Consider the following 20,872-nt stretch of genomic DNA (forward strand, 5'->3'; position numbering starts at 1 on the left):
CCCGTATTTCCGGCCGCGCCGGATCAGTGGCTGTTTCGATTAGGTACCCTTTACGCGGGCATTCGATCGCGCCGGCCTCAGAGGCCGGCCAGTGCCAGCGGCTTGTAGCCGGCCGATGCTGTTTCTTCCCGGGCGGCGGCCGCGGGAATGTTGATGCTTGTCGAGGTCATCGATTCCTCGATCGCCGTGTCGGCGCCGTAGATCGAGGCGACCGCTGCAGCGGTGAGGTCCTTCGGCTGGCCGTCGAAGACGACGCGGCCATGCGCCATACCGATGATCCGTTCACAATAGTTGCGAGCCGTATCGAGCGTATGCAGGTTGGTGACGACGGTAATGCCATCGCGCTCGTTGATGTCGCGCAGCGCGTCCATCACGATCTTGGCGTTCAGCGGATCGAGCGATGCGATCGGCTCGTCGGCGAGCAGCACCTTCGGCTGCTGCATCAGCGCCCGGGCGATCGCGACGCGCTGCTGCTGGCCGCCGGAAAGCGTCCCGGCTGGCTGCAGCGCCGTCTGCTCGATGCCGAGACGCTCGAGCGCACCGATTGCCATGATCCGCTCTTCTCGGCTGAACAGGTTGAGGATGCTCGAGGCGGTCGAGCGATGGTTGAGGCGGCCGAGCAGCACGTTGGTCAGCACGTCGAGCCGCGGCACGAGGTTGAACTGCTGGAAGATCATCGCGCAGTCACGCTGCCAGTGCCGCAGCGCAGAGCCCTTGAGCGACGAGACCTCGACGCCCCCGAATTCGATCGAGCCGGAGGAGGGATCGACGAGCCTGTTGATCATCCGCAGCAGTGTCGACTTGCCGGCCCCGGATCGGCCGATGATGCCGACCATCTGACCCTGCGGTATGTCGAAGGTAACGGCGTCGACGGCTCGCTTCTTGCCGAACTGGCGGGTCACTTTCCTCAACTGAAACATCGGCAGCAGGTCCTCTCTCTCGGAGACCGGTCATCTATTAGCGACCTCTGCCATAACGGCGCTTCATGAAGGCGCGATGTCAGTTTGTTGTCGGTTCTGTTACAGATCACAGGCGCGGCGCCTGGGCCTCTCATGATCTCCAACCCAAGCGCGTGAGACAGCTGCGGTTGCTACTTTCTGAGGCTACAGCTGGACTGGCGCAGGCGACATCAATTTCCTCGGCCTGCACGTGGACGGCTGGTTGCGACGACCTTCCGATCCAAGGAAATCATGTACCGAGTGCATGAGCCATTGTCTCAATTTCATTTGAACCCATTGACCTGCCTTGCGATAACTCCAGCAGACAAGGCGGGATGGGGAAGGTGCGTGCGGCTTTCCGCTTGAATCCCGCTTCTATTGTATCCGACGGGAGAGAATCATGGCCGGCAAAAGTCAATTTCAATGGGACGACCCATTCCTCATCGAGGATCAGCTGACCGAAGACGAGCGGATGATCCGCGATACGGCGCGTGCCTATGCCCAGGAAAGGCTGCAGCCGCGGGTGATCGAGGCCTATCGAGAGGAAAAGACCGACCCGGCGATCTTCCGCGAGATGGGCGAACTCGGCCTGCTTGGCGTCACCGTGCCCGACACCTATGGGGGCGTCGGCGCCTCCTATGTCGCCTATGGCCTCGTCGCTCGCGAGGTCGAGCGAGTCGATTCCGGCTACCGCTCGATGATGAGCGTGCAATCCTCGCTGGTGATCTACCCGATCTTCGCCTACGGCTCCGAAGAGCAGAAGCAGAAATACCTGCCGAAGCTGATCAGCGGCGAATGGATCGGCTGCTTCGGCCTGACCGAGCCGGATGCCGGCTCCGATCCGGCCGGCATGAAGACGCGGGCGATCAAGACCGAGAGCGGCTATCGGCTGATCGGCTCCAAAATGTGGATCTCCAATGCGCCGCTCGCCGATGTCTTCGTCGTCTGGGCGAAGTCGGAGGCGCACGGCAATGCCATTCGTGGCTTCGTGCTGGAGAAGGGAATGAAGGGGCTTTCCGCCCCGAAGATCGCCGGCAAGCTTTCGCTCAGGGCCTCGATTACCGGCGAGATCGTTCTCGGCAATATCGAAGTGGGGGAGGAGGCGTTGCTGCCGAATGTCGAAGGCCTCAAGGGGCCATTCGGTTGCCTCAACCGCGCCCGCTACGGCATTTCCTGGGGAGCGCTGGGTGCGGCCGAATTCTGCTGGCATGCGGCGCGCCAATACGGCCTCGACCGCAGGCAGTTCAATCGGCCGCTCGCCCAGACGCAGCTATTCCAGAAGAAGCTTGCAGACATGCAGACCGAGATCGCGCTTGGACTGCAGGGGTCGCTCCGCGTTGGGCGGCTGATGGACGAGGGGCGGATGGCTCCGGAGATGATCTCGCTCGTCAAGCGCAACAATTGCGGCAAGGCACTCGACATTGCCCGCATGGCCCGCGACATGCACGGCGGCAACGGCATTTCCGAGGAATACCAGGTCATGCGCCACATGCTGAATCTCGAGACTGTCAACACCTATGAGGGCACGCATGATGTGCATGCGCTGATCCTCGGCCGCGCCCAGACCGGGCTGCAGGCCTTCTTCTGAGCGGCGCCATCATGGAAGCGCCGCTCAAGGGCATACGGGTCCTCGAACTCGCCCGCATCCTCGCCGGTCCCTGGATCGGCCAGACGCTCGCCGATCTTGGCGCCGAGGTCATCAAGGTGGAAAGCCCGGCCGGAGACGACACCCGGACCTGGGGCCCGCCCTTCGTGGAGGGTGAGGGCGGCGAGACGCTCGATGCCGCCTATTTCCACGCCTGCAATCGCGGCAAGCGTTCGGTCGTCCTCGACTTCACGACGCAGGAGGGCCAAGAGGCCGTACGCCGGCTCGCGGCGCAATCGGACGTTCTTCTGGAGAATTTCAAGGTCGGCGGTTTGGCCAAATACGGGCTCGACTATGAGAGCCTTCGACAAACCAATCCGCGGTTGATCTATTGCTCCGTCACCGGGTTCGGCCAGGACGGCCCCTACGCCCACCGCGCGGGCTACGACTACATCATCCAGGGCATGAGCGGGATCATGGACCTGACCGGCGAGCCGGACCGCGAGCCGCAGAAGATCGGCGTTGCCTTCGCCGACATCTTCACCGGTCTCTACGGCGTCATCGCCGTGCAGGCGGCACTGGCGCAACGTGAACGCACCGGCGAGGGGCAGCAGATCGATATGGCTCTGCTCGACTGCATGACCGGCGTGCTCGCCAACCAGGCGCTGAACTTCCTCGTTTCCGGCAAGGCGCCGCGCCGCCTTGGCAACGCGCATCCGAACATTGCGCCCTACCAGGTGTTTGCGACAGCCGACGGCCATCTGATCGTCGCGGTTGGCAACGACCGGCAGTTCGTCAAGTTCTGCGACCTGCTCGGTCGTCCGGACCTCGCCGCCGACGAGCGCTACCGGACGAATGCCGGCCGCGTTCGGCACCGCGACATCCTGACGCCGGAACTCGCGGCGGAAACCGCGAAGTTCGAGCGCGACACGCTGCTCGCGAAGCTCGAGGCGGCCGGCGTGCCGGGCGGCCCGATCAATACGGTTGCCGACGTCTTCGCCGACCCGCAGATCGCCCATCGACAGCTGCGCATGGAGACGCCTCACAGGGGTGCGGCGACCGGAACCTCACCGGGCGTCAGGACACCAGTCCGCTTTTCCGGTGCGTCCTTGGCACTCGAACGCGGCGTGCCGCGGTTAGGCGAGCATACGGCGGAAGTGCTGGCGGAGATCGGGATGAGCGCAAGCGGCAAGGAGAAAGGGTGAGACCGGTCCAGATGCAACTCACCCAGCCTTGTTTGTGTGTGTCTTGATTTGCCCCTCAACCTAGCCTTCTCCCCCGCAAGCGGGGAGAAGGTGGCCGGCAGGCCGGATGAGGGCCAACAAGAACGAAACCGTGCCGGCTTTGCCTTACCCCTTCAAAGCCCGCTCGAAAACGCGCGACAGCCGTTCGGCGAACGCGCGCGGGTCCTCGGGCTTGTCGCCGTCGAGAATGCGTGCCTGGTCGAAGAGCAGCTTCACCGCATCCTCTCGAAACGCGCCGTCTTCCGCCGGGCAGCCGGCCAGCGCCGCGATCAATGCGTGGCCGGGATGGATCTCCAGGATCGGCTTTGCCGCGCCTTCGATTCGCCCGGCACCCTGCAGCATCTTCTGTAATTGGCGGTCCGGGCCGTGCTCCGGGGCGACTAGGCAGACGGCGCTTTCCGTCAGGCGATCGGAAGCCCTGACGTCCGAGACCGCCTCGCCGAGCGTCGCCTTGGCGAAGGTCACGAATTCGGCCACCGTCGGGCTCGTCTCGGAAGTGGCGGCTTCGGAGTCCTGCTTTGCGATGCCGGCGAGGTCCGCGGCACCCTGCGTGATCGACTTGAAGGGCTTGCCCTCGAAATCCGGCGCCGTCGTTACCCAAAAACTGTCGACCGGACACGTCAAGAGCAGCACCTCGATGCCGCGGGCGCGGAAACCCTCGAGCTGCGGCGACGCCTGCAACTGAGCGAGATTGTCGCCGGTGAGATAATAGACCGCCGCCTGGCCGTCTTTCATATCCTTGACGTAATCGCTAAGCGCGCGCGGCTTGTCCTCGGAAGCGGTGGTGCGGAAGCGGGAAAGGCCAAGGAGCTGCGTGCGCCGCTCGAAGTCCTCGTAGATGCCCTCCTTGATGACGCTGCCGAAGTTCTCCCAAAGCTTGGCGAAGGTCTCCGGCTCGTTCTCCGCAAGCTTTTCCATGCTCGTCAGCACACGGTTCGTCAGGCCCTTGCGGACGCTTGCAAGCAGCGGGCTTTCCTGGATCATTTCGCGCGACACGTTGAGCGGCAGATCGGCGGTGTCGACCAGGCCGCGCACGAAACGGAGATAGCGGGGCAGCAACTCCGCCTCGTCGGTGATGAAGACGCGCTTCACATAGAGCTTCATGCGGCCCTTGCGGTCGGGGTCGAACAGGTCGAACGGCTTTGAGCCAGGGACGAAGGCGAGCGCCGTATATTCGTGGCGGCCTTCGGCCCGGAAGTGCACCGTCAGCGCCGGCTCGTCATATTGGCCGGCAACGCCGCGGTAGAAGTCCGTGTAGTCTTCCTTGCTGATGTCGCTCTTCTGTTTGGTCCAGAGCGCGGTGCCGTCGGCAACCTGCGCGGCCTCGGCGCCGGGCTTCTCGACGATCGAGATCGGCACGGGCACGTGGCCCGACTGATCCTTGACGATGCGCTCGACGGTCCAGCGCGACGTGTAGGTTTTCGCGTCGTCCATCAGATGCAAGGTGACGCGCGTGCCGCGCGCCGGCGCATCGGCGGGTTCGACGGCGGAAACAGTGTAGCTGCCCTTGCCGTCCGATGCCCAGTGCCAGGCCTTGTCGGAGCCGGCGCGGCGGGAAACGACGTCGACATTGTCGGCTACCATGAAGGCCGAATAGAAGCCGACGCCGAACTGGCCGATCAGCTGCGCGCCATCCTTGCCCTGTGCCGCCTCGATCCGCCCCATGAAGGCGCGCGTGCCGGACCGGGCAATGGTGCCGAGCGATTCGACCAGTTCGTCGCGGCTCATGCCGATGCCATTGTCCTCGACGACGAGGCGAGCCTTTTCCTCGTCCAGCGTCAGCGTGATGCGTGGGGTGGGATCACTGCCGAGCAGTTCCGGCGCGACGATCGCCTCATAGCGCAGCTTCTCGCAGGCGTCGGCCGCGTTCGAAATCAGTTCGCGGAGAAAGACGTTCTTGTCGGAGTAGACCGAGTGCACCATCAGATGCAGCAGCTTCGCCACATCGGCTTCGAAGACATGTTTCTCTACGGACATTTCGACTTCACTCATCGTGTTGCAGACCTCCTTTAATTTCTGCCCCAATTGGCAAGGCCCGCGAGGAATTTCAAGAGTCGCCTTGCGAGGCGACCGTTTCGGTGCGATGCTAAACGCCGGAAGCGTCGCCAGAATGCTCGACGCTTTCTTTCGAAGCACTTGAAGGAGGCGGCGTCGAAGGACAGGATACGCGGCCAGGAACGTTCGCCCGCGTGCGGATGACAAATCGCCGTAACACACCGATGCTACGCTCTTCGAGCCGGTGAAGTCAGCTTCACGGCCATCAATGCCAAGCAATGTTGCGGCCGTGCCGCCCACCTTCTTTGACGCAGATCATCGCTCGAAAAAGTTACCCTATTTGCAGAGCAGAATGGGGCCGACCTCCGGTCAGGCCGAGGAGTGGACATCATGCCCAAGCAATCCACCATCCCGACATTTGCAGACGCATTCGCCTATTCGCTTGATGCCTGGCAGCGCTCCGTTCTGTTTCTCGACGTCATGCGTCGGCGTGGCGAGCAGTACGAGGAAAACACACGGCACAGACTGCTCCGCACGTGTTGAACTACGACGCGGAACTCGTCGTTGACGGCCGCAAGCTCGATCATCCGGTCAACTACGCGCTCGCCCGGATAATTCCGCCTCAAGGCATCGTGGTCGATCCGTTGAAACGACCCTTCGTCGTCGTCGACCCGCGCGCCGGCCACGGCCCCGGTATCGGTGGATTCAAGGCCGATAGCGAGATCGGCGTGGCCATGAAGGCCGGCCACCCCTGCTATTTCATCGGCTTCCTTCCGGAGCCTGTTGCCGGCCAGACCATCGAGGATATCGCCCGCGCGGAAGCGCTCTTCCTCGAGACGGTCATTGCTCGCCATCCAGACGCCGACGGCAAACCCTGCGTGATCGGCAATTGCCAAGCCGGCTGGGCGGTGATGATCCTCGCGTCGCTGCGGCCTGAACTTTTCGGCCCGATCATTATAGCGGGCACACCGCTTTCCTATTGGGCGGGCGTCAGAGGGCAATATCCGATGCGCTATTCGGGCGGGCTGCTCGGTGGCAGCTGGCTGACGGCGCTCACCAGCGATCTCGGCGCCGGAATTTTCGATGGCGCCTGGCTGGTCCAGAATTTCGAGAACCAGAATCCCGCCAATACCCTTTGGACCAAGCAGTACAATCTCTATTCGAAGATCGACACGGAGGCCGAGCGCTATCTCGGCTTCGAGCGGTGGTGGGGCGGTCACGTGACGCTGAACGCCGAAGAGATGCAGTTCATCGTCGATGAACTCTTCGTCGGCAACAAGCTCGCCGCGGGCGAGATACGCACATCCGACGGCACCGCCGTCGACCTGCGCAACATCCACTCGCCGATCGTCGTCTTCTGCTCGAGAGGCGACAACATCACGCCGCCGCCACAAGCGCTCGACTGGATCCTCGACCTTTACGACAGCATCGAGGAGATCCGCGCGCACGGTCAGACTATTGTCTACGCCGTGCACGAGAAGATTGGCCATCTCGGCATCTTCGTCTCCGCCGGCGTCGCGCGGAAGGAGCACGATGAATTCGCGTCAAACATCGATCTGATCGATGTGCTGCCGCCCGGTCTCTACGAGGCCGTGCTGGCGCCTGCCAGCGAGATTGTCGAGGGCAGGGATCTGATCGCAGGCGAGTGGGTGATGCGTTGCGAGGCCCGCACGCTGGACGATATCCGCGCGCTCGGTGGCAACGATCTGGAGGACAAACGTCGCTTCGCCGCAGCCGCGAAGGTTTCGGGGGTCAACCTGGCCCTCTACCGAACCTACTTGCAGCCCACGGTCAGGGCCATGGTTACCCCGCCTATGGCCGAGGCGATGCGCCACATGCATCCGCTGCGCCTGCAATACGAGTTCTTCGGACCGAGCAATCCCTTCATGGCCTGGATTCAGGCGGCCGCCGAGCATACCAGCGAAAACCGCAAACCCGCATCGGTGGAGAACCCATTCCTGGCGCTGCAGGAGAACATGTCGCGGCAGATCGTCGAAGGGCTAGAGTCCTGGCGTCAGGCGGTCGAACGCCTTTCGGAGGAAACGTTCCGTACCGTCTATGGCTCGCCGGTGCTGCAGGCCGCGCTCGGCATCGACAGCAAATCCGACCGCCTGCGCAAACCGGCCAAAAGCCTTCTGCACGAAGCGCTCGTGGAAACGCGGATCGCTTCACTCAGAGCCGAGATCGCCCAAGGCGGTCTGCGCGAGGCCCTTGCCAGGGCCTTGCTGTTCGTCGGAAAAGCGCGCGGCGGTGCCGACGAGCGCGGCTTCGAGGCGATCCGCCGGTTGCGCCGTGCCCATCCGACCGCAAGCCAATTGTCGCTTCCAGAGTTCAAGGCGCTGCTGCGCAAGCAGTATTTCATACTGCTGATCGACGAGGAGGCTGCTCTTTCAGCAATCCCGAAACTGCTGCCGGAAGACCTCGAGGAACGCCGCTCCGCCTTCAGCGTTCTGCGTGAGGTTCTGGAAGCTTCGGGAGCTGTGACCGACGCCGCCGCCGAGCGGCTGGAGCGCATCGAGAGGCTCTTTGCCCTCGGCAGCGAGACGGTGCCCTTCGTGGCGCGCAAGACCGCACGCGAGCGCAAGACGTCCTGATCCAACTGTTGGGAGGGTCCGTAAGTGTCCGAGGTGACTGCACTGACGGCCGAGCCGTCCAAGTACGACCGCCTGATCGCCGCCGCGCAAGCCGAAACGCCCGCGGTTACGATCGTTGCCCATCCCTGCGACGAGACCTCGTTGCGCGGCGCGCTCGAAGCGGCGGAAATGGGCTTATCAAGCCGGTGCTCGTGGGGCCGGAAGCGAAGATCCGCTATGTGGCGGCGGAGCAGCGGCTCGAAATCGGCGGCATCGAGATCGTCGATGTACCGCACAGTCACGCCGCCGCGGGCAAGGCGGTTGCGCTCATTCGTGAAGGCAAGGGCGAGCTTTTGATGAAGGGGAGCCTGCACACCGACGAACTGATGCGCGAGGTCGCCGCCTCCGCCACCGGTCTCAGGACCGATCGGCGGATCAGCCATGTCTTCGTCATGGATGTCCCCGGCCATGCCGACACGCTGTTCATCACGGACGCCGCCATCAACATTTTCCCGGATCTCGAAGCCAAGCGCGACATCGTGCAGAACGCGATCGACCTCTGGGTGACGATCGGACTCGGAGAGCCGCGGGTCGCGATCGTTTCGGCGGTGGAGACGGTCACGACGAAGATCCCTTCGACAATCGAAGCGGCGGCGCTCTGCAAGATGGCCGAGCGCGGCCAGATCACCGGCGGCCTGCTCGACGGGCCGCTCGCCTTCGACAACGCGATCGACCCGGAGGCTGCCCGCATCAAGGGCATCCGGTCGCCTGTTGCCGGCCGTGCACAGATCATCGTGGTGCCGGATCTGGAGGCCGGCAACATGCTCGCCAAGAACCTGACCTTCCTTTCCCATGCCGATGCGGCTGGCATCGTTCTCGGCGCGCGCGTGCCGATCGTGCTGACATCGCGGGCGGATTCGGTGCGAACCCGTCTCGCTTCCTGCGCGGTTGCCGCACTCTTTGCGGCCCGGCGGCGCGCGACACAAGTAGCGGCGGTCTAGTGCCATGGACGCGATCCTCGTCGTCAATGCCGGTTCATCGAGCTTGAAGTTCCAGGTCTTCGGCATCGCAGACGCGAACCTGACGCGCCAGGTGCGCGGCCAGTTCGGCGGCATCGGCACGCGGCCACGCCTGCAGGCGAAGAAGGCGGACGGAACGGTTCTAGTCGATCAGAGCTACGCCGCGGAAGCGGTGAGCGATCTCCCAGCCGCCACTGCTGCAGCACGCGAATGGCTGCTGACGCTCGACGGATTCGAGCTGCGCGCGATCGGTCATCGGGTCGTCCATGGCGGCCCCGACTACGCGCAACCTGTGCTGATCGACGCGACTGTGCTCGACCGTCTCGCCAGCTATCAGGACCTTGCGCCCCTTCATCAGCCCAACAATCTGGCGCCGATCCGGCTCGCCATGGAAATCAATCCCGACGTGCCGCAGGTCGCCTGTTTCGACACGGCCTTTCACCGAGGGCACCCGGAGCATACCGATTGCTACGCCCTGCCGCGGGCGTTTTATGACCAGGGCGTGCGGCGTTACGGCTTCCATGGCCTTTCCTACGAATACATCGCCGAGCGGCTCAGCGAGATTGCCCCCGAAGCGGCGCGCGGCAAGGTCGTCGTCGCGCATCTCGGGAGCGGCGCTTCGATGTGCGCACTGCGCGACGGCCGTAGCGTCGAGAGCACCATGGGCTTCACCGCGCTCGATGGCCTGCCGATGGGAACACGGCCGGGTCAGCTCGACCCGGGCGTCGTGCTCTATCTCATCTCGCAGAAGGGCATGAGTGCCGACGCCGTCTCGGACCTTCTCTACCACGAGGCCGGTCTCAAGGGTCTCTCCGGCATTTCGAACGACATGCGCGAACTCTTGGCGAGCGACGACCCGCGCGCTTCCTTCGCGATCGCCCATTTCGTGCACCGCTGCAGCCTCAATGCAGGCATGCTCGCGGCGGCGCTCGGCGGCATCAATGCCTTCGTGTTCACGGCCGGCGTCGGCGAGAACTCAGCGCCGATCCGCGCACGGATCGCCGAGGGTCTCGCCTGGCTTGGCGCGGAACTCGACCCGGCGGCGAACGACGCCGGCGCGGAGCTGATTTCGACCGCGACAAGCCGCGTCGCACTCCATGTTGTTCCAACCGACGAGGAATTGATGATTGCGCGCCAGACGCTGGCGCTGATCAAGACCCATCAAGCCTGATCCGCCGGAGGTACACGCTATGTCCATTCCTACCGTCAAGACCAAGCTTCTCGAAGGCCGCAAGGGCCTCATCGTCGGCATCGCCAACGACCGCTCGATCGCCTGGGGTTGCGCCCGCGCGTTCCGCGCCTTCGGAGCGGAACTGGCGGTGACCTATCTCAACGACAAGGCGAAGCCCTATGTTGAGCCACTGGCGCGCGAGCTCGAGGCGCCGATCTTCCTGCCGCTGGACGTTGCCGTGCCCGGCCAGATCGAGACGGTTTTCGAACGCATCGCGGAGACCTGGGGAGAGCTCGACTTCCTCGTCCACTCGATCGCCTTCTCGCCGAAGGAGGCGCTCGGCGGGCGGGTGACCGACGTGCCGCGCGAGGGGTTTCTCACGACAATGGAGATCTCCTGCTGGTCCTTCATCCGTATGGCGCACCTCGCCGAACCGCTGATGAAGCGCGGCGGGACGCTCTTTACCATGACCTATTACGGCTCGCAGGTGGTGGTGGAGAATTACAACATCATGGGCGTGGCCAAGGCCGCACTCGAGAGCGCCGTGCGCTACATCGCTGCGGAGCTCGGACCGAAAGGCATTCGGGTGCACGCGATCTCTCCAGGCGCTCTGGCGACCCGCGCCGCCTCCGGAATTCCTGAGTTCGATGCGCTCCTGGAGAAGACGAAAGTGAAGTCGCCGACCCGTGAACTGGTCGACATCGACGACGTTGGCGTCGCGACGGCCTTCCTCGCGCATGACGCCGCACGGCTGATAACCGGTCAGGTGCTCTACATCGATGGCGGCTATCACATCATCGATTGATGATGGCGGCGGCCGCCTGCGACCAGTCTCAGATGTTGCCCATGCAGAGATATTTCATCTCGAGATAGTCCTCGAGACCGTGGCGCGATCCCTCGCGGCCGATGCCGGACTGCTTGATGCCGCCGAAGGGGGCTGCCTCTGAGGACATGCGGCCGGTATTGATGCCGACCATGCCGTATTCCAACGCCTCGGCCACATGCCAGACCCGCTTCAGATTCTCGGCATAAAAATAAGCGGCGAGGCCGTAGATCGTGTCATTCGCCTCGGTCACTACCTGTTCGGCGGTCTCGAAGCGGATGATCGGGGCGATCGGCCCGAACGTCTCCTCCTGGGCGACGCGCATGTCGTGCGAAATGCCGGTGAGAACGGTCGGCTCGAAGAACGTACCGTTCGTGCCGATCCGCTCGCCGCCGCAGCGAAGTTCGGCGCCCTTGGCGAGCGCGTCGGCGACATGCGCTTCGATCTTCTCGATCGCGTGGCCGTCGATCATCGGGCCGATGGTGGCGCCGGCGGAAAATCCGTCCCCGACGCGAAGTTCGCGCACCCGCGCGACGAATTTCTCCGCGAAGACGTCGTGCACCGCCGATTGCACATAGATGCGGTTTGCCGAGACGCAGGTCTGGCCGGCGTTGCGGAACTTCGCCTGGATCGCGCCGTCCACCGCCTCGCCAATGTCCGCATCGTCAAAGACGATGAAGGGGGCATTGCCGCCGAGTTCGAGGCTAACCTTCTTGATCTGGTCGGAGCATTGCCGCATCAACAGCCGGCCGACTTCGGTCGAGCCGGTGAAGCTGATCTTGCGGACCTTGGGGTTGCTGCAGAGTTCGCGCCCGATCGGCGCGCCCTCGGACGCGTAGAGCAGATTAAGGACGCCCTCGGGGAAGCCGGCCTTTTCGGCAAGCACGAACATCGCACCGGCGACCAGCGGCGTCTGTTCCGCAGGCTTCAGGACAATGGCGCAGCCGGCGGCGAGCGCCGGCGAAATCTTGCGGGCGACCATCGAAGCAGGGAAATTCCAGGGCGTGATGGTACCAACCACGCCGACCGGCTGCTTGATGACGAGCATGCGGCGGTCATTGGCAGGAGCCGGGAACGTCTCGCCATAGACGCGTTTCGCCTCTTCGGCGTACCACTCGATATAGGAGGCTGCATGCAGGACCTCGCCCATCGCCTCGCCGAGCGGCTTGCCCATCTCCGCCGTCAGAATGGCGGCGAGATCGTCGACATGCTCGACGATCAGGTCGTGCCAGCGGCGCAGGATCGCGCTTCGATCCTTGGCGGGCTTTCCTGCCCAGATTGGCTGGGCCGTTGCGGCCGCATCGATCGCGACCTGCGCGTCTTCGACCCCCATGTCAGGAAGCGTCGCCAGCAATTCACCGGTCGAAGGATTGAAGACGTCGAAAGACGGGCCTTCCCACTTCCCGGAGGAACGAGTGACACGATCGAGGCGGGCGAACTGGTCCGCTGCGCGAAGGTGTTTCGTCAATGCGGATGTCAGGGCCATGGCGCGTCCTCCGGCGAGGACCCGCCACGGCTCAGCAAGCCTCGCTCTTTTGTTTTGTTGAGGGGCGCAGAATTTGCGCCCCCGAGCCGACAGTCGAACGAGCGCGATAGCCGTCGTTCGGCCTGCCGTCAACCGCGCGCTTCGAGGATCGATGCCTCGAGGATATCGAGAGCCTCGGCGAAGACCTCGTCCTGGATGGTGATCGGTGCAAGAAAGCGGATAACATTGCCGTGGACACCGCAGGTGAGCAGGATCAATCCTTTTTCGAGGGCAATGAGGCGGACCTTGTTGGCGAACTCGGCGCTCGGCAGGTTCGTTTTCGTGTCGTTGAACTCGACAGCGTTCATGAAGCCGGGGCCGCGAATGTCGACGATCTCCGGCGCCTTTTCGCGGATCGCTGCAAGACGCTGCTTCAGCCGGTTGCCGAGTTGGTTGGCGCGCTCGCAAAGCTGTTCCTCCTCGATCACGTCGAGGACGGCGTGCGCCGCGGCGATGCCGATCGGGTTGCCGCCATAGGTGCCGCCGAGGCCGCCCGGTCCCGGTGCGTCCATGATCTCGGCGCGGCCCGTTACTGCGGCGAGCGGGAAGCCGCCGGCAAGGCTCTTGGCCATCGTCGTCAGGTCCGGAGCGACATCGTGGTGTTCCATCGCGAAGAGCTTGCCGGTCCGGGCAAAGCCAGTCTGGACTTCGTCGGCAATCAACAGGATGCCATGCTGGTCGCAGATTTCGCGCAGCGCCTTCATGAAGGCGGTGGGGGCGGGATAGAAACCGCCTTCGCCCTGGACCGGCTCGAGGATGATCGCTGCGACACGGGCCGGATCGACATCGGCGGCAAAGAGCTTCTTCAGTGCGGCGAGCGACTGCTCGACACTGACGCCGTGGAGCGAGATCGGGAAGGGGGCATGAAACACATCGGCCGGCATCGAGCCGAAGCCAACCTTGTAGGGCACGACCTTGCCGGTCAGCGCCATGCCCATGAAGGTGCGGCCATGGAACCCGCCGCCGAAGGCGATGATGGCCTGCCGTCCCGTCGCTGCGCGGGCGATCTTCACGGCGTTTTCGACCGCCTCGGCGCCGGTGGTGACGAAGATCGTCTTCTTCGCGAACTTGCCGGGTGCCAGCGTATTCAGCCGCTCCGCCAGATGCACGTAGTTCTCATAGGGAACGACCTGGTGGCAGGTGTGTGTAAAGCGATCGAGCTGCGCCTTGACGGCGGCGATCACCTTCGGGTGACGGTGGCCGGTGTTGACGACGGCGATGCCGGCGGCAAAATCGATATAGCGATTGCCTTGCTTGTCCCAGATCTCGGCATTTTCGGCGCGGTCGGCATAGATCTGCGTGGTCATTCCCACTCCGCGGGAAATGGCGGCATTCTTGCGGTCGGTCAGGCTGGTCATCGTCGCTGTCCTGTCTGGAAGTGGTAGATATATTGCATTTTTTCTGCAAGATTTCTCCGGAAGAGGTACATCTTTTGGAATGGAAAGCAAATCAAATTTGGTGATCGAGACAACACCGCGAGTGATGACCGCTCCTTGTAAATTGACGAGCCTCACAGATAGATTGCCGAAAGCTGCAGAACGCAGGGAATCGCGTCGCTTTCGGCGCCGGAAGGACAGCGACGGATGAGCGGGGCGGGAAATATACGCTACAAGGTGGCCGAGGCGGCGAGGCTCGCCGGCGTCTCGGCTTCGACGCTGCGCCTATGGGAAACCCAGGGGCTCGTCGTGCCCGAGCGTTCGGCGACCGGTCACCGACAATATACCGAGACGGACCTGGCGCGGCTGCAGCGCATTTCCTGGTTTCGCGCCGAACGTGGCCTCAATCCGGCTGCGATACGCGAGGCCCTGGAAGCCGAAAGTGGCTTAAATGACGAACCCGGCAATGCAACCGCACCGGAAGGCAATATCGACCTGCAGGTCGGCCGAAAATTGCGGAGTCTCAGGCATGCGGCGGGCAAGACGCTGGAACAGGTGGCCGGCGACGTCGGCATAGCGCCGTCGGTGCTCTCGACGCTGGAGCGAACGTCCCAAGGCGTCTCGGTTGCCGTGCTGCACAATCTTGCGGAATATTTCGGAACCACGGTCTCGAGCCTCTCCGGCGAGGAGGAGCCGCAGGCGCGGGCACTGGTGCGCGCCGGCGAATGGCGCAATTGGCCGCGCACCACCCCCGGTGTCACAGTGCAACTGCTTGCCGAAGGCAAGAACCAGATGGACTGCCACCGCTTCGTGCTGGCGGCCGGCGCGTCGAGCGAGGGAGCCTACCGCCACGACGGCGAGGAATTCGTCTACGTGCTTTCCGGCCGCGTCGAGTTTGTGCTCGACGGGGATCAGTTCTATGACCTCTATCCGGGCGATTCCCTCTATTTCGAGAGCCGTCGCCGCCATGCCTGGTCGAACCGCCACGATGGCGAGACCATTCTACTGTGGATCAATACGCCGCCGACTTTTTAGGGCGGTTGGGCAATGACTTACAGCCAGACGTTAATGTAGTGCATCTGAATTGAAGTGCAGCTAATTTGATGTATTTCGAAAATTATCGCAACTAACGCGATGGTGTCGCGGCGTCATGCAAGGTCAAATCTGATTTCGCGCTTGCCGTTGCGCCCGCAACACACTTCGATTTTGTTGAGGTCCAGGGCGCAATTCTTGCAGTAGCCGCGTCAAAGTTTGGCCCTATTCGCCGATACATTCGCGCTCAACGCCTTAACCATCTTTCACCTAATTAACTCACCGCTTCTTCCAAAGAGCGTTTGACGAAACGGCGGCAACAATCATACCGGCCTAGGGAGTGATGCCACCAGGGGAGAATCCCGCAAAGGTTTTGCTCGGGGGATGTTCATGCAGATTGTGCGCGACCGGCAGTTGGATGGCCTGAGAGCCGTCGCCGTCTCATTGGTTCTCTACGCGCATTTCTTCGCGGCCGACGGAACCCATTGGGGTCATATCGGCGTACGACTGTTCTTCGTGCTGAGCGGTTTCCTGATCACCCGGTTGCTGCTGGAGGCGCGTGCGGATGCCCGTTTCGAAACGGCAACGGCGCTAAAATCCTTCTATGCGCGCCGGGCGCTGCGCATTTTTCCTCCCTATTTTGCCGTGCTCGGCTTCGTTTGGCTGATCGGCCTGGAAAGTTCCAAGGAAGTGCTGGCCTGGCACGCACTCTATCTTTCCAACTTCTGGTATGCACTGCAGAACGAGTGGAGCCCTTGGGTTCTCTGTCATACCTGGAGCCTGAGTATCGAGGAGCAATTCTACATCGTCTGGCCGCTGGTGGTCCTGGTCGCGCCGCGACGCTCGATCGGCGGAATTTGCGTCGGTGTCATCGCGTTCTCGCTGGTCTACCGCTTCTACTGGCCCCTGACCGGAACGCCGTCGCTGGTGCGCGACCTGCTGCCACCGGCATCGATGGATGCGCTGGCTGCGGGCGGTCTCCTGGCCGTCCACCGGTCTCAGCGGGGAGGGGTTTGGCCGCAATGGGCCCAGAAAAGCTGGATGCCGCTGCTCGCCGCCTCTTTGATCCTTTTGTGGCTCAGACCTGTTCCGAAGGCGCCAATGCTGGAGTGGCTGGCCTGGATTGGCCTGGAGGTCTTTCCGCTCTTGCCGCTCACGATGCTGGTGGGCAGTTGCACGCGCGGGATCGGCGGGTATCTCGGCCGCTTCATCGAATCTCCACCGATGACCGCGCTCGGCCGCGTCAGCTACGGCGTCTACCTTTTCCACGCAATCGTCCTGGCGCTTGTCGTCGAGGCGCAGCCTTGGATTCCCGTCAATGTATCCGAGCAGGGGTCTGGCCGCTTCCTCGTCGCCGGTGCCGGCACCCTCATCGTCGCTTCGATCTCCTGGCTTGCCTTCGAAAAGCCTCTGAATGCACTGAAGCACTACTTTCCTTATATGCGCTCCGGCGGAACCGCCGCTGCATTCGTGAAATCAGGCGGGCCAATCCGTAAGGAGAGGGGGAGCGCAGAGCATACCGTGTATCCGCAGGCATCCCTCGAACGCGGCAAAGCCTTCCAGACCTCTGATGTTCAATAAACACGCGAGCCGAACCATGCCGTCGCCCTTGGTGTCCGTCCTGCTGCCCGTCTACAATGGCGAACCTTATCTCGCGGCTGCCGTCGAGAGCATTCTGCGCCAGGACTATGAACGCCTGGAGATCATAGCGATCGACGACGGATCGACGGATCGTTCGCTCGAGATTCTCGAGCGCTTTCAAAACACGGACCGCCGCATCTCCATCCGGTCGCGGGAAAATCGGGGTCTCATCGCGACCTTGAACGAAGGGCTGGCGCTCGCGCGCGGCGAACTCGTCGCGCGGATGGATGCCGACGACGTCTCCTATCCGTCACGGTTTTCACGCCAGGTCGCGCTGTTCACCGAGCAGCCTCATCTCGCCATTTGCGGTTCAGGGGTCGATACCCTGATCGGCAATCGGATCGTCCGCGGCAAGCCCAGTCCCATCTACAGGCCCGGCAGCATGCGGATCCTGTCGATGTTCTTCACGCTCTTCATCCACTCGACCGTGATCTATAACCGACGCGTGATCCCGGACGATATGCTCGCCTATGATGCAGACTATCCGCATGCCGAAGATTTCGACCTGTTCCGGCGGATCGCCGAGCGCTTTCCGACGATGATGATCGACGAGCCTCTGGTGGCCTACCGGCTCCACACGGATAGCGTCACAAGCAGGCACCTGCGTCGGATGCGCCAGACGCACCTGAAGATTGTGGCCGAAAACCTTGAGCAGGATGGTCTTTTCGACGACGCAGGTGCGCTCCGCGAGATCGGCGCGGCCGTAACGAAGGAGACGATCCGAGTTGTTGCCGAATTCATCGTCTCCCTCGAACGGAAGATCAGCGCTTTTCCGCCCGAAATGCGCCGGGCTTACGAGGACGGCCTCTTGTGCTTCTTCTATTTTCTCTACCAGCTCATCGCCGATGAGAAGCGCCCGGAACTCACGCATGAGTTTCTGACGCGGACTGGTAAGTGGCAGCTCATCCGACGCCGTGAAAGGTACGGCCTGCTTGCCGGAGCTCGTGCACCCTGGTGCAGCCGTATTTCGTTGGCAGCCACCGAGCGGGTGGATGCGCTGGCGCGTTACCTGGAGTCCGTGCCGGCCGCCAGCGTCCTTCCGCAGCAGGGTGCTCTCTGAAATGGCGCGCGACGGTCATCAAGAAGGAAGGAATCTTGGAGCGGTCGAGCAACGCGTTGCTGCCGCTGCATGCGCAACCGGACAGCGGCCGTTTGCGACTTTCATCGTCTGCACACGCGATCGGCTACGGGCGCTCGCGGCCTGCATCCGGTCGATCGAGGCGGCGTGCAACGCCTGTGTCAGGATCACAAGTGAGCTCGTCGTGGTCGACAATGGCTCGACAGACGGCACGCCGGCCGAGTTGCGCCGCATCGCCGCAGCGTCGAAGATGAAAATCACCGTTGTCACCGAGCCACGCCCCGGCCTCGCTACTGCGCGCAACGCAGGGATGGAACGGGCACGCGGGCGGATCCTCGTCTTCGTCGACGACGATTGCGAAATCGAGCCGACCTATCTCATCGATCTGCAACGACACTACGCGAACGGCGAGCAGCGCGTCATCCGAGGCGGTCGCGTCGAGCTTGGCAAGTCCTGCGACCAGCCCTTCACAATCAAACGGTCGAAGATACCTGCGCGGCTGAGCCGCGATGTGCACCCCGGCGGCTTTGTACTCGGCTGCAACATGACGATGCACCGCGAGGTCGCCGACCTCGTCGGCCGCTTTGACGAGCGCTTCGGCGCCGGCGCACCGCTGCACTCCGCCGAGGACACCGACTATCTGGTTCGTGCCTTTCAGCTCGGAATCCCCGTGGAATATGTCCCGGACATGACGGTTTTTCATCACCACGGCCGAACGTCCCGTGCAGCAATCGAGCGGCTCCACCGCAACTACAGCCTGGGCAATGGAGCGCTTTGCGTAAAACACCTCTTCAAGGCGCCATGGCTCCTGCGACATTTTTGTTGGACAGTCAGGTCGGCCTGTGGCCAGGCCTTCGGCGGCGCCCGGTTCGATCCTGAGCTGCAACTGTCCCACTGGCCGATCGTGTCGATGAACCTATGGGGGGCTGCAAAGTTCGCGTACCTGGTCATGGCAAGACGGGGCGCGCCGACCGAGGTGCAGCCGATCAGCGAGGCGACGCCTGGCTGGGAGCGCAGCCGATGATTTTGCGGTTCCTCATGCCAAGCTTGCAGCTGCTCCGTGACGCCCTCGGGCGGCACGTGCGCCTGCTTCCATTTGTCGTCGTTCTGGGGCTCGCCAGTGCAGCGCTTGAAGGTGCCGGCATCGGCCTCATCATCCCGATGCTTGGGATCATCGCCGACAACGACGGATCGACCGGGCTGAGCGGCATCTCGGCGGTCTTCGAGGAGGTGGGCGCGGGCCTGGACAAAGGCGACAGACTGCTAGCACTCGCGGTCGCGATCCTGGCGCTGATCGTTCTCAAGAACGTGCTTGCCTTCGCAAACACCGTGCTCACCAACTTCATCTACGGAAAGGCGAGCCATTCCGTCCGCAGCGCGCTGGCCAATCAGCTCTTGAGGATAGGCTATCCGTTCTTCCTGCAGCAGAACCCCGGCCGGCTGCTCAATATCATTTCGAACGAATCCTGGCGGGCCTCCGACGCGATACAGACAGTGCTTGGGGCAATGGTGAATGCGTCTGCCGCGGTGATCCTCTTGGCTTTCCTGTTGCTTCTGTCGTGGCAGATGACGCTTTTCGTGGCGCTCGGTCTCGTCATTGTCCAGGTGGCGCATGCGGCGCTATCGGCCACTCTCAAGGGCCCCAGCCGCAACGTGACGTCCTTCAACAGCGATCTTGCGGCGCGGATGCTGCATCTCGTTCATGCGGGGCGACTGATCCGCGTATTCGGGCAGGAAAGCCGTGAAAAGGCGGCATTCGATTCCGCTTCTGATTCCGTGCGCCACGCGGGCTTCGTGCTGCAAACCCGACAGGGCGTCCTGCCGCCGCTCACGGAAGCGCTGCATTCCGCCTTGTTCCTGGCGGCGGTCGTCAGCGCCTGGTTCGTCGGCGTGAGCTTTCCAGTGATCGTCGCCTTCGTCGTGCTGCTCTATCGTCTGCAACCGCATGTGCGTGCCCTGCAAATGTCCTGGAGCCAGATCCAGGGCTGGAGCGGGTCGCTGGAAGAGGTACGGTGGCTGCTGGATTCGTCGGACAAGCCAAAACCGCCATCGGGGAGCGCGCCGATCGAGGGCCTCGACGAGGGGATCGTATTCAGTGACGTGACCTTCCGATATCCGGCCTCCGGCTCTCGTGCCGTCGTGCTGCGTTCGGCGAGCTTCGATATTCGCAGCGGTTGCTCGACGGCGATCATCGGGCGGTCGGGTGCGGGCAAGAGCACCATCGTCAACCTCCTGTGCCGGTTCGTGGAGCCGGATGAAGGTCGCATTCTCATCGATGGGGTGCCCCTCGAGCAGATCGATCCTGCTCAGTGGCGGCGCCAGATCGCTGTTGCGAGCCAGGACCTGGAGCTCGTGGATGGCACCATATTCGAGAACATCACCTACGGCCAAAGCGCCACGCTTGCCGAAGTCGAGCGCGCGGCGAGGCTCGCCGAGGCGCACAGCTTCATCGAAAAGCTACCCGAAGGCTACCAGACGGTGGTCGGCTACCGCGGGGCGAGCCTCTCTGCCGGGCAGCGCCAGCGCATCGCGCTCGCCAGAGCGCTGGTGCGCGATCCGGCGATCCTCATTCTAGACGAGGCCACGAACGCCGTGGACGGCCTCTCGGAAGCGGCGATTGTCGAGACGCTCAAGTTGCGGGTCGGGCGGCGCACGACGATCGTCATCAGCCACCACAGGAGCACAATCTCGTTCTGCGATGACGTCGTGGTGCTTGGCGGCGGGCGGGTCAAAAGCCGGGCCTCGCTCGCCGATGTGGCTTCGCTCAGCATGGACCAGCTCTACGAGTATGAAACGCAGATGGAGAGGCAGGGCTAGAAAAAAGAGGCCGCGCGCCCTTGTCCGGATGCGCGGCCTTGTCTCCCTGGCGTCG

13 protein-coding genes and 2 pseudogenes are annotated in these 20,872 nt (G+C 63.1%); 11 read left to right on the forward strand and 4 right to left on the reverse strand.

Annotated features, from left to right (window positions below):
* Nucleotides 1-77: 77 nt before the first annotated feature.
* The gene (gene phnC / locus USDA257_RS05095) at nucleotides 78-920 is read right to left on the reverse strand and encodes a phosphonate ABC transporter ATP-binding protein (RefSeq protein WP_014761822.1); all 843 of its coding nucleotides are present in this window, start codon (nucleotides 918-920) and stop codon (nucleotides 78-80) included.
* A 418-nt stretch (nucleotides 921-1,338) separates the two neighbouring features.
* Here phnC and USDA257_RS05100 point away from each other — a divergent pair, with 418 nt between their 5' ends.
* The gene (locus tag USDA257_RS05100; RefSeq protein WP_014761823.1) at nucleotides 1,339-2,526 is read left to right on the forward strand and encodes an acyl-CoA dehydrogenase; all 1,188 of its coding nucleotides are present in this window, start codon (nucleotides 1,339-1,341) and stop codon (nucleotides 2,524-2,526) included.
* Between the two features lie 11 nt (nucleotides 2,527-2,537).
* Nucleotides 2,538-3,728, forward strand: a complete 1,191-nt coding sequence (locus USDA257_RS05105; RefSeq protein ID WP_014761824.1) for a CaiB/BaiF CoA transferase family protein — start codon at nucleotides 2,538-2,540, stop codon at nucleotides 3,726-3,728.
* A 144-nt stretch (nucleotides 3,729-3,872) separates the two neighbouring features.
* Here USDA257_RS05105 and htpG read toward each other — a convergent pair whose 3' ends face one another.
* The gene (gene htpG / locus USDA257_RS05110) at nucleotides 3,873-5,759 is read right to left on the reverse strand and encodes a molecular chaperone HtpG (protein WP_014761825.1); all 1,887 of its coding nucleotides are present in this window, start codon (nucleotides 5,757-5,759) and stop codon (nucleotides 3,873-3,875) included.
* 393 nt (nucleotides 5,760-6,152) lie between these two features.
* On the opposite strand from htpG, the pseudogene USDA257_RS05115 reads away from it, so the two are divergent.
* From USDA257_RS05115 to fabI, 4 genes and pseudogenes are all read left to right on the forward strand, one after another.
* Nucleotides 6,153-8,356 (forward strand): annotated as a pseudogene (locus tag USDA257_RS05115) (DUF3141 domain-containing protein).
* Nucleotides 8,357-8,380: 24 nt separating this feature from the next.
* Nucleotides 8,381-9,336: pseudogene (locus USDA257_RS05120) on the forward strand (phosphate acetyltransferase).
* Nucleotides 9,337-9,340: 4 nt separating this feature from the next.
* On the forward strand, nucleotides 9,341-10,525 hold the full coding sequence (locus USDA257_RS05125; protein ID WP_014761829.1) for an acetate/propionate family kinase: 1,185 nt from the start codon (nucleotides 9,341-9,343) through the stop codon (nucleotides 10,523-10,525).
* A gap of 19 nt (nucleotides 10,526-10,544) precedes the next feature.
* Complete coding sequence (fabI, locus tag USDA257_RS05130; RefSeq protein ID WP_014761830.1) at nucleotides 10,545-11,330, forward strand: enoyl-ACP reductase FabI; 786 nt, start codon at nucleotides 10,545-10,547, stop codon at nucleotides 11,328-11,330.
* Nucleotides 11,331-11,358: 28 nt separating this feature from the next.
* Here the strand turns inward: fabI and USDA257_RS05135 are convergent, their stop codons facing one another.
* Both USDA257_RS05135 and USDA257_RS05140 read right to left on the reverse strand, forming a co-directional pair.
* Nucleotides 11,359-12,834 (reverse strand): NAD-dependent succinate-semialdehyde dehydrogenase, encoded by a 1,476-nt coding sequence (locus USDA257_RS05135; protein ID WP_014761831.1) that lies wholly within the window; start codon nucleotides 12,832-12,834, stop codon nucleotides 11,359-11,361.
* A gap of 128 nt (nucleotides 12,835-12,962) precedes the next feature.
* On the reverse strand, nucleotides 12,963-14,231 hold the full coding sequence (locus USDA257_RS05140; protein WP_014761832.1) for a 4-aminobutyrate--2-oxoglutarate transaminase: 1,269 nt from the start codon (nucleotides 14,229-14,231) through the stop codon (nucleotides 12,963-12,965).
* Between the two features lie 225 nt (nucleotides 14,232-14,456).
* On the opposite strand from USDA257_RS05140, the gene USDA257_RS05145 reads away from it, so the two are divergent.
* The 5 genes from USDA257_RS05145 (at nucleotide 14,457) to USDA257_RS05165 (ending at nucleotide 20,817) form a co-directional block, all read left to right on the forward strand.
* Entirely contained in the window at nucleotides 14,457-15,284 is an 828-nt protein-coding gene (locus USDA257_RS05145; RefSeq protein ID WP_014761833.1) for a MerR family transcriptional regulator, read from the forward strand.
* A 387-nt stretch (nucleotides 15,285-15,671) separates the two neighbouring features.
* Nucleotides 15,672-16,862 (forward strand): acyltransferase family protein, encoded by a 1,191-nt coding sequence (locus USDA257_RS05150; RefSeq protein ID WP_014761834.1) that lies wholly within the window; start codon nucleotides 15,672-15,674, stop codon nucleotides 16,860-16,862.
* A 16-nt stretch (nucleotides 16,863-16,878) separates the two neighbouring features.
* Entirely contained in the window at nucleotides 16,879-17,982 is a 1,104-nt protein-coding gene (locus USDA257_RS05155; protein WP_041413921.1) for a glycosyltransferase family 2 protein, read from the forward strand.
* A 1-nt stretch (nucleotide 17,983) separates the two neighbouring features.
* Nucleotides 17,984-19,024, forward strand: coding sequence for a glycosyltransferase family 2 protein (locus USDA257_RS05160; RefSeq protein ID WP_014761836.1), 1,041 nt, complete (start codon nucleotides 17,984-17,986; stop codon nucleotides 19,022-19,024).
* Entirely contained in the window at nucleotides 19,024-20,817 is a 1,794-nt protein-coding gene (locus USDA257_RS05165; RefSeq protein ID WP_041414961.1) for an ABC transporter ATP-binding protein, read from the forward strand. Before USDA257_RS05160 ends, USDA257_RS05165 begins: the two co-directional genes overlap by 1 nt.
* Nucleotides 20,818-20,872: the final 55 nt, after the last annotated feature.

Origin of the sequence: Sinorhizobium fredii USDA 257 (assembly GCF_000265205.3) — a bacterium.
Classification (GTDB): domain Bacteria; phylum Pseudomonadota; class Alphaproteobacteria; order Rhizobiales; family Rhizobiaceae; genus Sinorhizobium; species Sinorhizobium fredii_B.

Bases quoted from the DNA above. Each gene is read 5' to 3' on its own strand.
- phnC (WP_014761822.1), bottom strand. From the start codon at position 920: ATGTTTCAGTTGAGGAAAGTGACCCGCCAGTTCGGCAAGAAGCGAGCC.
- USDA257_RS05100 (WP_014761823.1), top strand. From the start codon at position 1,339: ATGGCCGGCAAAAGTCAATTTCAATGGGACGACCCATTCCTCATCGAG.
- USDA257_RS05105 (WP_014761824.1), top strand. From the start codon at position 2,538: ATGGAAGCGCCGCTCAAGGGCATACGGGTCCTCGAACTCGCCCGCATC.
- htpG (WP_014761825.1), bottom strand. From the start codon at position 5,759: ATGAGTGAAGTCGAAATGTCCGTAGAGAAACATGTCTTCGAAGCCGAT.
- USDA257_RS05125 (WP_014761829.1), top strand. From the start codon at position 9,341: ATGGACGCGATCCTCGTCGTCAATGCCGGTTCATCGAGCTTGAAGTTC.
- fabI (WP_014761830.1), top strand. From the start codon at position 10,545: ATGTCCATTCCTACCGTCAAGACCAAGCTTCTCGAAGGCCGCAAGGGC.
- USDA257_RS05135 (WP_014761831.1), bottom strand. From the start codon at position 12,834: ATGGCCCTGACATCCGCATTGACGAAACACCTTCGCGCAGCGGACCAG.
- USDA257_RS05140 (WP_014761832.1), bottom strand. From the start codon at position 14,231: ATGACCAGCCTGACCGACCGCAAGAATGCCGCCATTTCCCGCGGAGTG.
- USDA257_RS05145 (WP_014761833.1), top strand. From the start codon at position 14,457: ATGAGCGGGGCGGGAAATATACGCTACAAGGTGGCCGAGGCGGCGAGG.
- USDA257_RS05150 (WP_014761834.1), top strand. From the start codon at position 15,672: ATGCAGATTGTGCGCGACCGGCAGTTGGATGGCCTGAGAGCCGTCGCC.
- USDA257_RS05155 (WP_041413921.1), top strand. From the start codon at position 16,879: ATGCCGTCGCCCTTGGTGTCCGTCCTGCTGCCCGTCTACAATGGCGAA.
- USDA257_RS05160 (WP_014761836.1), top strand. From the start codon at position 17,984: ATGGCGCGCGACGGTCATCAAGAAGGAAGGAATCTTGGAGCGGTCGAG.